This is a genomic window from Streptomyces sp. NPDC005574, assembly GCF_040605435.1.
Taxonomy (GTDB): Bacteria; Actinomycetota; Actinomycetes; order Streptomycetales; family Streptomycetaceae; genus Streptomyces.
Map to the genome: position 1 here is coordinate 244,981 of NZ_JBEXCW010000003.1, position 8,180 is coordinate 253,160.

The following is an 8,180-nucleotide window of genomic DNA, read 5'->3' on the forward strand; positions in this document are numbered from 1 at the left end:
TCCTGGCGGCCACCCAATCCAACCCTGAATGCTTCGGACTTCTGCTTGAAGTATTTCAAGGCCGACCTACGGCTTGAGATCCACGGTGTGGACCTCAGCGTGAGACTGCTGGGAGAACCTGTGGTCGACATCGCTCTAATGCTGGACCACGCGAAGCGCGAACTGGAGACCAGGAGCGACGCCGCGGTCGAGAGCAGCCTCACCCAGCACGCCTACTCCTTTAGCCGGGAGGGGACAGCTGTCAGCCTTGCGACGGAGTGGCCGTTGGCCAGAGCCGAGTTGACCTGGTTCGAGCTGCAGCAGCTCACCGACCAGGCGAAGGCCGAGGCGTTCCGGCTGATCACCACGGCCCACCCGGAACTCCGCGACAACGCATGGTTGCGGGACACCGTGGGAGCCCCGTCGACGGCGTGATTTAGTCCACCGAGAAAACCGAGGGCGCCCCCTGTTCAGAGGGCGCCCTCAGTGTCGTACAACGGCTTTTGCGCGTCGGTTACTTGGAGCCGGCGCCGCCACCCAGGTGGTGGACCCGGAGCATGTTCGTGGTGCCCGGGACGCCGGGGGGTGAGCCGGCGGTGATGATGAGGACGTCGCCGGGGCTGAAGCGGTTGATCTTGGCGATCTCCTGGTCGACCATGTCGACCATTTCGTCGGTGCTGTTCACGAACGGCACGATGTGCGACTCGACGCCCCAGCTCAGGGTCAGCTGGTTGCGGGTGTCCTCGTCCGTGGTGAAGGCGACGATCGGCTGGGTCGCGCGGTAGCGGGACAGCCGGCGGGCGGTGTCGCCGGACTGGGTGAAGGCCACCAGGGCCCGGCCGCCGAGGAAGTCGGCGATCTCGCAGGCGGCGCGGGCGATCGAACCGCCCTGCGTGCGCGGCTTCTTGCCGGGGACCAGGGGCTGCAGGCCCTTGGAGAGCAGTTCCTCCTCGGCCGCGACGACGATCTTCGACATCGTCTTCACGGTCTCGATCGGGTACGCGCCCACGCTCGACTCCGCCGACAGCATGACCGCGTCCGCGCCGTCCAGGATCGCGTTGGCGACGTCGGACGCCTCAGCGCGGGTCGGGCGGGAGTTGGTGATCATCGACTCCATCATCTGGGTCGCCACGATCACCGGCTTGGCGTTGCGCCGGCACAGCTCGACGAGGCGCTTCTGCACCATGGGGACCCGCTCCAGCGGGTACTCGACGGCCAGGTCGCCACGGGCGACCATCACGCCGTCGAACGCCATGACGACGTCCTCCATGTTGTCCACCGCCTGCGGCTTCTCCACCTTGGCGATGACGGGGACGCGGCGCCCCTCCTCGTCCATGATGCGGTGGACGTCGGCGACGTCCTTGGCGTCCCGGACGAAGGACAGGGCGACCAGGTCGCAGCCCATGCGCAGTGCGAAGCGCAGGTCGTCGATGTCCTTCTCGGACAGCGCCGGGACGTTCACGGCCGTACCGGGCAGGTTGATGCCCTTGTGGTCGGAGACGACACCGCCCTCGATGACGATCGACTTCACCCGCGGGCCCTCGACGTCCAGGACCTTGAGCTCGACGTTGCCGTCGTTGATCAGGATCTGGTCGCCGCGCGAGACGTCACCGGGCAGGCCCTTGTAGGTCGTCCCGCAGATCTGCTTGTCGCCGGGCACGTCCTCGGTGGTGATGACGAACTCGTCGCCGCGCTCCAGCTCGACCGGCCCCTCGGCGAAGGTCTCCAGGCGGATCTTCGGCCCCTGGAGGTCGGCGAGGACACCGATGGCCCGGCCGGTCTCCTTGGCGGCGGCCCGGACCCGGTCGTACCGGCCCTGGTGCTCGGCGTGGCTGCCGTGGCTGAAGTTGAAGCGGGCCACGTTCATGCCGGCTTCGATCAGGGACACGAGCATCTCGTGGGAGTCGACCGCGGGGCCGAGAGTACAGACGATTTTCGAACGGCGCATGAGGCGATCCTATCGGTTTGTTTCGCTACGGAATATTCCGTCTGGTGGAAGATACAAATGGGCGGGTCTGCGCTCAGGCGTGTTACTGACGTGTAATTCCTCAGCGGCCCTTTCCGACCAGTGCGTAGGTCTGTGTGGCGATCTCCAGTTCCTCGTCGGTCGGCACCACGGCCACCGCGACCCGGGCCCCCGCCGGTGAGATCAGCCGCGGCCCGCCGCCGCGTACGGCGTTCAGTCCGTCGTCCACCGCGAGGCCCAGCCCCTCGAGACCGGCCACCGCAGCCTCCCGCACCGGCGCCGAGTTCTCGCCGACCCCGGCCGTGAAGGCGACCGCGTCCACCCGGCCGAGCACCGCGTAATAGGCGCCGATGTATTTCCGCAGGCGGTGAATGTAGATGTCGAAGGCGAGCGCGGCCTGTTCGTCACCCTCGTCGACCCGGCGGCGGATCTCCCGCATGTCGTTGTCCCCGCACAGACCGATGAGACCGCTCCTCTTGTTGAGAAGAGTGTCGATCTCGTCCGTTGACATTCCGCCAACTCGCATCAAATGGAAGATGACGGCCGGGTCCATGTCTCCGGAGCGCGTACCCATCACGAGCCCCTCCAGCGGCGTGAGCCCCATGGAGGTGTCCACGCACCGGCCGCCGCGCACGGCGGAGGCGGACGCCCCGTTGCCGAGGTGCAGCACGATCACGTTCACGTCCTCGGGCGCCCTGCCGAGCAGTTCCGCGGTCGCCCGCGACACGTACGCGTGCGAGGTCCCGTGGAATCCGTACCGCCTGATCCGGTGCGCGTCGGCGGTCTCCACGTCGATCGCGTAGCGGGCGGCCGACTCCGGCATCGTGGTGTGGAAGGCGGTGTCGAAGACGGCGACCTGGGGCAGGTCGGGCCGCAGTGCCCGCGCGGTACGGATACCGGTCAGGTTCGCCGGGTTGTGCAGCGGCGCCACCGGGATCAGCCGTTCGATCTCGGCGAGCACCCGCTCGTCGACGACGGTCGGCGCGGTGAACCGCTTGCCGCCGTGCACCACCCGGTGCCCCACGGCGAGGAGTTCGGGCGAGTCGAGTCCCAGCCCGTCCTTGGCCAGCTCCTGCGCCACGGACTTCAGGGCGGCGTCGTGGTCCGCGATCGGGCCGGTCCACTCGCGGCTCCCGCCGCCCCGGGCCACCGGCGTGTGCGACAGCCGGGAGCTCGCCTCCCCGATGCGCTCGACGAGCCCCACGGCCAGCCGGCTGCTGTCGCGCATGTCGAGCAGCTGGTACTTCACCGACGAGGAGCCGGAGTTGAGGACGAGGACGCGGGTCGCGCTCACTGGTCGGTCGCCTTCTCGCTGGGGGACTGAGCCCCGGGCCGGTTCTGGGACTGGGCCTGGATCGCCGTGATGGCGACGGTGTTGACGATGTCCTGGACGAGCGCGCCCCGGGACAGGTCGTTGACCGGCTTGCGCAGGCCCTGGAGCACCGGCCCGACCGCGATCGCGCCGGCCGAACGCTGCACGGCCTTGTAGGTGTTGTTGCCCGTGTTGAGGTCGGGGAAGATCAGCACCGTGGCCTGGCCGGCGACCTCCGAGCCCGGCAGCTTGGTCTCGGCGACCGTCGGCTCCACCGCTGCGTCGTACTGGATGGGGCCCTCGATCTTCAGGTCGGGCCGCCGGGCGCGGACCAGCCCGGTCGCCTCCCGCACCTTGTCGACGTCGGCCCCCGAGCCGGACGTGCCGGTCGAGTACGACAGCATCGCGATCCTCGGCTCGACACCGAACCGCGCGGCGGTGGCGGCCGACTGGATGGCGATGTCGGCGAGCTGCTCGGCGTCGGGGTCGGGGTTCACCGCGCAGTCGCCGTAGACGAGCACCTTGTCCGCGAGGCACATGAAGAAGACGGAGGAGACGATGCCCGCGTCCGGCCGGGTCTTGATGATCTCGAAGGCCGGGCGGATGGTCGCGGCCGTCGAGTGCACCGAACCGGACACCATGCCGTCGGCGAGACCCTCCTGCACCATGAGCGTGCCGAAGTAGTTCACGTCGGAGACGACGTCGTAGGCCAGTTCCACCGTCACCCCCTTGTGGGCGCGCAGCCGGGCGTACTTCTCGGCGAAGGAGTCCCGCAGCTCGCTGGTGGCCGGGTCGATCAGCTGGGTCCCGCCCAGGTCGATGCCGAGATCGGCGGCCTTCTTGCGGATCTGGTCGGCCGGGCCGAGCAGCGTCAGGTCGCACACACGGCGCCGCAGCAGCACCTCGGCGGCGTGCAGCACGCGCGCCTCGGTGCCCTCGGGCAGCACCACCCGCCGCCGGTCGGTACGGGCCTGGTCGAGGAGCTTGTGCTCGAACATCATCGGCGTCACCCGGTCACTGCTCGGCGTGGACACCCGCTTCAGCAGCCCCGCGGTCTCCACGTACCGCTCGAAGAGCCCGAGCGCGGTCTCCGCCTTGCGCGGGGTGGCCGCGTTCAACTTCCCTTCCAGGGAGAAGAGTTCGGCCGCGGTCGGGAAGCTGTTGCCGGCCACCGACAGCACCGGGGTGCCGGGCGCGAGCCGGGCGGCCAGGGTGAGCACCTCCTCGCTCGGCACCTCCCCCAGGGTGAGCAGCAGGCCCGCTATCGGCGGGGTGCCGGCGCTGTGCGCGGCCATCGAGCCGACCACCAGGTCGGCGCGGTCGCCCGGGGTGACGACCAGGCAGCCCGGGGTCAGGGCGTGCAGGAAGTTCGGCAGCATCGCGCCGCCGAACACGAAGTCCATCGCGTCCCGGGCGAGCCCCGAGTCGTCGCCGAGCAGCACCCGCGCGCCGAGGGCCTGGGCGATCTGCGCGACGGTGGGCGCGGACAGGGCGGGCTCGTCGGGGACGACGTAGCAGGGCACGGGCAGCCGGGAGTCGAGCCGGCGGGCGATCTCGTCCCGGTCGTCCCGGGCGACCCGGTTGGTGACCATGGCGAGGACGTCGCAGCCGAGACCGTCGTAGGCGCGGTAGGCGTTGCGGGTCTCGGCGAGCACGGACTCGGTGCTCTGTCCCCGGCCGCCCACCACGGGGATGACGGCCGCGCCGAACTCGTTGGCGAGCCGGGCGTTGAAGGACAGCTCGTCGGGCAGCTGGGTGGCGGCGAAGTCGGTGCCGAGGACGAGGACGACGTCGTAGTCGCGGGCCACCACGTGGAACCGGTCGACGAGCGCCGACACCAGTTCGTCGGTGCCCTGCTCGGCCTGGAGCGCGGACGCCTCCGGGTAGTCCATGCCGTAGACGGTCGCCGGGTCCTGCGACAGGCGGTAGCGGGCACGCAGCAGTTCGAAGAGGCGGTCGGGTCCGTCGTGGACGAGGGGGCGGAAGACCCCCACCCGGTCGACCTGGCGGGTCAGGAGCTCCATGACCCCCAGCTCGACGACCTGGCGGCCGTCGCCGCGGTCGATACCGGTCACGTACACGCTGCGCGTCACGCGTGCTCTCCGTTTCGTCTTGAGCGGGAAGTGGGAGCGTGGAGGCTCATAAAAATCGCCCACCGAGGTGAGCAGAACCCTCTTGACAATACCTCTGGGCCTGGTTAAGACGCCCGTCAGGACAGGGGCCGGGAAGGGGCAGAACGGGGCGCACCACACGGAAGCGACATCACCGGGCGGGGCATGAAACAATCGGCCTGGCTCACCGGTCTCAACAGCGAGCAGGAGACACAGCACGATGCGCATCGGAGTTCTCACCGCAGGTGGCGACTGCCCGGGTCTGAACGCAGTGATCCGGTCGGTCGTGCACCGCGCGGTCGACCATTACGGCGACGAGGTCATCGGTTTCGAGGACGGCTACGCCGGCCTGCTCGACGGCCGCTACCGCACCCTCGACCTCGACGCGGTGAGCGGCATCCTCGCCCGCGGCGGCACCATCCTCGGCTCCTCCCGCCTGGAGCGCGACCGGCTGCGCGAGGCCTGCGAGAACGCGCTCGACATCGCGCGTGACTTCGGCATCGACGCGCTGATCCCGATCGGCGGCGAGGGCACGCTCACCGCGGCGCGCATGCTGGCCGACGCCGGCCTGCCCGTCGTCGGCGTCCCCAAGACGATCGACAACGACATCTCCTCCACGGACCGCACCTTCGGCTTCGACACCGCGGTCGGGGTCGCCTCCGAGGCGATGGACCGCCTGAAGACGACCGCCGAGTCCCACCAGCGGGTCATGGTCGTCGAGGTCATGGGCCGGCACGCGGGCTGGATCGCGCTGGAGTCCGGCATGGCGGCCGGCGCGCACGGCATCTGCCTGCCCGAGCGCCCCTTCGACCCGGCCGACCTGGTGAAGATGGTCGAGGAGCGCTTCGCCCGCGGCAAGCGGTTCGCCGTCGTGTGCGTGGCCGAGGGCGCCCACCCGGCCGAGGGTTCCATGGACTACGGCAAGGGTGAGATCGACGCGTTCGGCCACGAGCGCTTCCAGGGCATCGGTACGGCGCTGGCGTTCGAGCTGGAGCGCCGGCTCGGCAAGGAGGCCAAGCCGGTCATCCTCGGCCACGTCCAGCGCGGTGGCGTTCCGACGGCGTACGACCGGGTGCTCGCCACCCGCTTCGGCTGGCACGCCGTGGAGGCCGCGCACCGCGGTGAGTTCGGCAGGATGACGGCGCTGCGCGGGACGGACATCGTGATGGTGCCGCTCGCGGAGGCGGTCACCGAGCTGAAGACGGTGCCGAAGGACCGGATGGACGAGGTCGAGTCGGTCTTCTAGCGGCTTGCCGACCTCAGGCGGGCCGCTAGTAGGGCCTGGTCAGGTCGGTTGCGGTGGTGCGTGTCCTTCGGGTGGGGTGCGGCGTTAGGAGTGTGTGACTCCGGACGAGATTGCTGTGGTGCGTGGTGAGTTGGAGGCGTTCGCGGCGGAAATCTTCGAGCCGTTCGCGCGTAAGGATCAGCGCCGGTGGGGGCAGGTCTATCTGCGGGGGCTGCTGACCGACGGGCAGCGTAAGTCGGTCGAGCCGATGGCCGCCCGGCTCGGGGAGGACGGCAATCGGCAGGCGCTGGCCAACTTCATCACCACCAGTCCCTGGGATGCGGCCCACATCCGGGCCCAGCTCGCTTGGCGGATGGAGGAGGCGATCGGGCCCGAGGCCCTGGTCTTCGACGACACCGGGTTTTTGAAGGACGGCCAAGCCTCGGCGTGTGTGTCGCGGCAGTACACCGGGACCGCGGGCAAGGTCACCAACTGCCAGGTCGGTGTCTCGCTCCACCTCGCCTCCGACCGTGCTTCCACGGCCGTCAACTGGCGGCTGTTCCTGCCCCCGACCTGGGATCCCGCCTCGGCGAAAGCCGACGCCGGCAAGGTCGCCCGACGCGTGGCCTGCGGCATCCCCCAGGACGTCGGGCATGTGGAGAAGTGGCAGCTGGCCCTGGACATGCTCGATGAGACCCGCTCCTGGGGCATCGAGGTGCCGCTGGCCGTCGCGGACGCCGGATACGGTGATGCCGCCGCGTTCCGGCACGGACTGCAGGAACGGGGTTTGAACTACGTGGTGGGCATCTCTTCCACGCTGTCGGCCCAGCCTGCCGACGCGGTGCCGGTGGCCGAGCCGTACTCGGGGACCGGACGCCCGCCGGTGGCGAAGTATCCCGACAAGCCCCTCTCGGTGAAGGAACTGGTCATCGCGGCGGGCCGGAATGCTGCCCGGCAGGTGCAGTGGCGGGAAGGCTCCCGGCCCAGCGCCGGCCGCTCTGGCCGCAAGCGGATGTACTCCCGCTTCGTGGCCTTGCGCATCCGGCCCGCCGGACGCGAGGTCCGCCAGCACACCGACGGCCCGGAACTGCCCGTGTGCTGGCTGCTGGCCCAATGGCCCGCCGGTGAGAGTGAGCCGGTGCAGTACTGGCTGTCCGATCTGCCCTCCGGCATGCCTTTGACCACCCTGGTCCGCCTCGCCAAACTCCGCTGGTGCATCGAACACGACTACCGGGAAATGAAGCAGGCGTTGGGACTTGCCCACTTCGAGGGCCGGACCTGGAACGGCTGGCACCACCACGTCACCCTCGTCTCCGTCGCGCACGCCTTCTGCACCCTGCAACGACTGGCCCAGGCCCCAAAAGACACGGCGCCGGTCTGAGCCTTTACCAGGTCGTCCGCGAGCTGCAGACACTCCTCGCCCTGTGGACCGGCGCCTGCCCCACCTGCCACCGCGACATACCCACACCAATACGGACCTGACCAAGCCCTACTAGTGCCGTGACCGGAAAGGTTCACCGGCTCGCGACGCCCGGCACGGCTCCCCCAGCCTTCGGCCGGGGGTACCCCCACGCCGCGTTGTCGCAT

At 69.7% G+C, this 8,180-nt stretch carries 6 protein-coding genes; 3 read left to right on the top strand and 3 right to left on the bottom strand.

Annotated elements, in window-relative coordinates:
* Nucleotides 1-99 precede the first annotated feature (99 nt).
* Entirely contained in the window at nt 100-414 is a 315-nt protein-coding gene (locus ABZT03_RS04035) for a hypothetical protein (protein ID WP_356033134.1), read from the top strand.
* A 79-nt stretch (nt 415-493) separates the two neighbouring features.
* Here ABZT03_RS04035 and pyk read toward each other — a convergent pair whose 3' ends face one another.
* From pyk to pta, 3 genes are all read right to left on the bottom strand, one after another.
* Nucleotides 494-1,927 (bottom strand): pyruvate kinase, encoded by a 1,434-nt coding sequence (gene pyk / locus ABZT03_RS04040; protein ID WP_356033137.1) that lies wholly within the window; start codon nt 1,925-1,927, stop codon nt 494-496.
* Between the two features lie 100 nt (nt 1,928-2,027).
* A complete protein-coding gene (locus ABZT03_RS04045) occupies nt 2,028-3,239 on the bottom strand; it encodes an acetate kinase (protein WP_356033140.1) in 1,212 nt (403 codons plus the stop codon).
* The gene (gene pta, locus ABZT03_RS04050; RefSeq protein WP_356033142.1) at nt 3,236-5,350 is read right to left on the bottom strand and encodes a phosphate acetyltransferase; all 2,115 of its coding nucleotides are present in this window, start codon (nt 5,348-5,350) and stop codon (nt 3,236-3,238) included. The genes ABZT03_RS04045 and pta overlap by 4 nt, the downstream gene beginning before the upstream one ends.
* A 238-nt stretch (nt 5,351-5,588) precedes the next feature.
* Here pta and ABZT03_RS04055 point away from each other — a divergent pair, with 238 nt between their 5' ends.
* Together ABZT03_RS04055 and ABZT03_RS04060 are read left to right on the top strand one after the other, a co-directional pair.
* Nucleotides 5,589-6,614, top strand: coding sequence for an ATP-dependent 6-phosphofructokinase (locus tag ABZT03_RS04055; protein WP_356033145.1), 1,026 nt, complete (start codon nt 5,589-5,591; stop codon nt 6,612-6,614).
* 94 nt (nt 6,615-6,708) lie between these two features.
* Nucleotides 6,709-7,974 (top strand): IS701 family transposase, encoded by a 1,266-nt coding sequence (locus tag ABZT03_RS04060; RefSeq protein WP_356033147.1) that lies wholly within the window; start codon nt 6,709-6,711, stop codon nt 7,972-7,974.
* The last annotated feature ends 206 nt before the right edge of the window (nt 7,975-8,180 follow it).

Coding starts and splice junctions, on each gene's coding strand:
- pyk (WP_356033137.1), bottom strand. CDS start 1,927: ATGCGCCGTTCGAAAATCGTCTGTACTCTCGGCCCCGCGGTCGACTCC.
- ABZT03_RS04055 (WP_356033145.1), top strand. CDS start 5,589: ATGCGCATCGGAGTTCTCACCGCAGGTGGCGACTGCCCGGGTCTGAAC.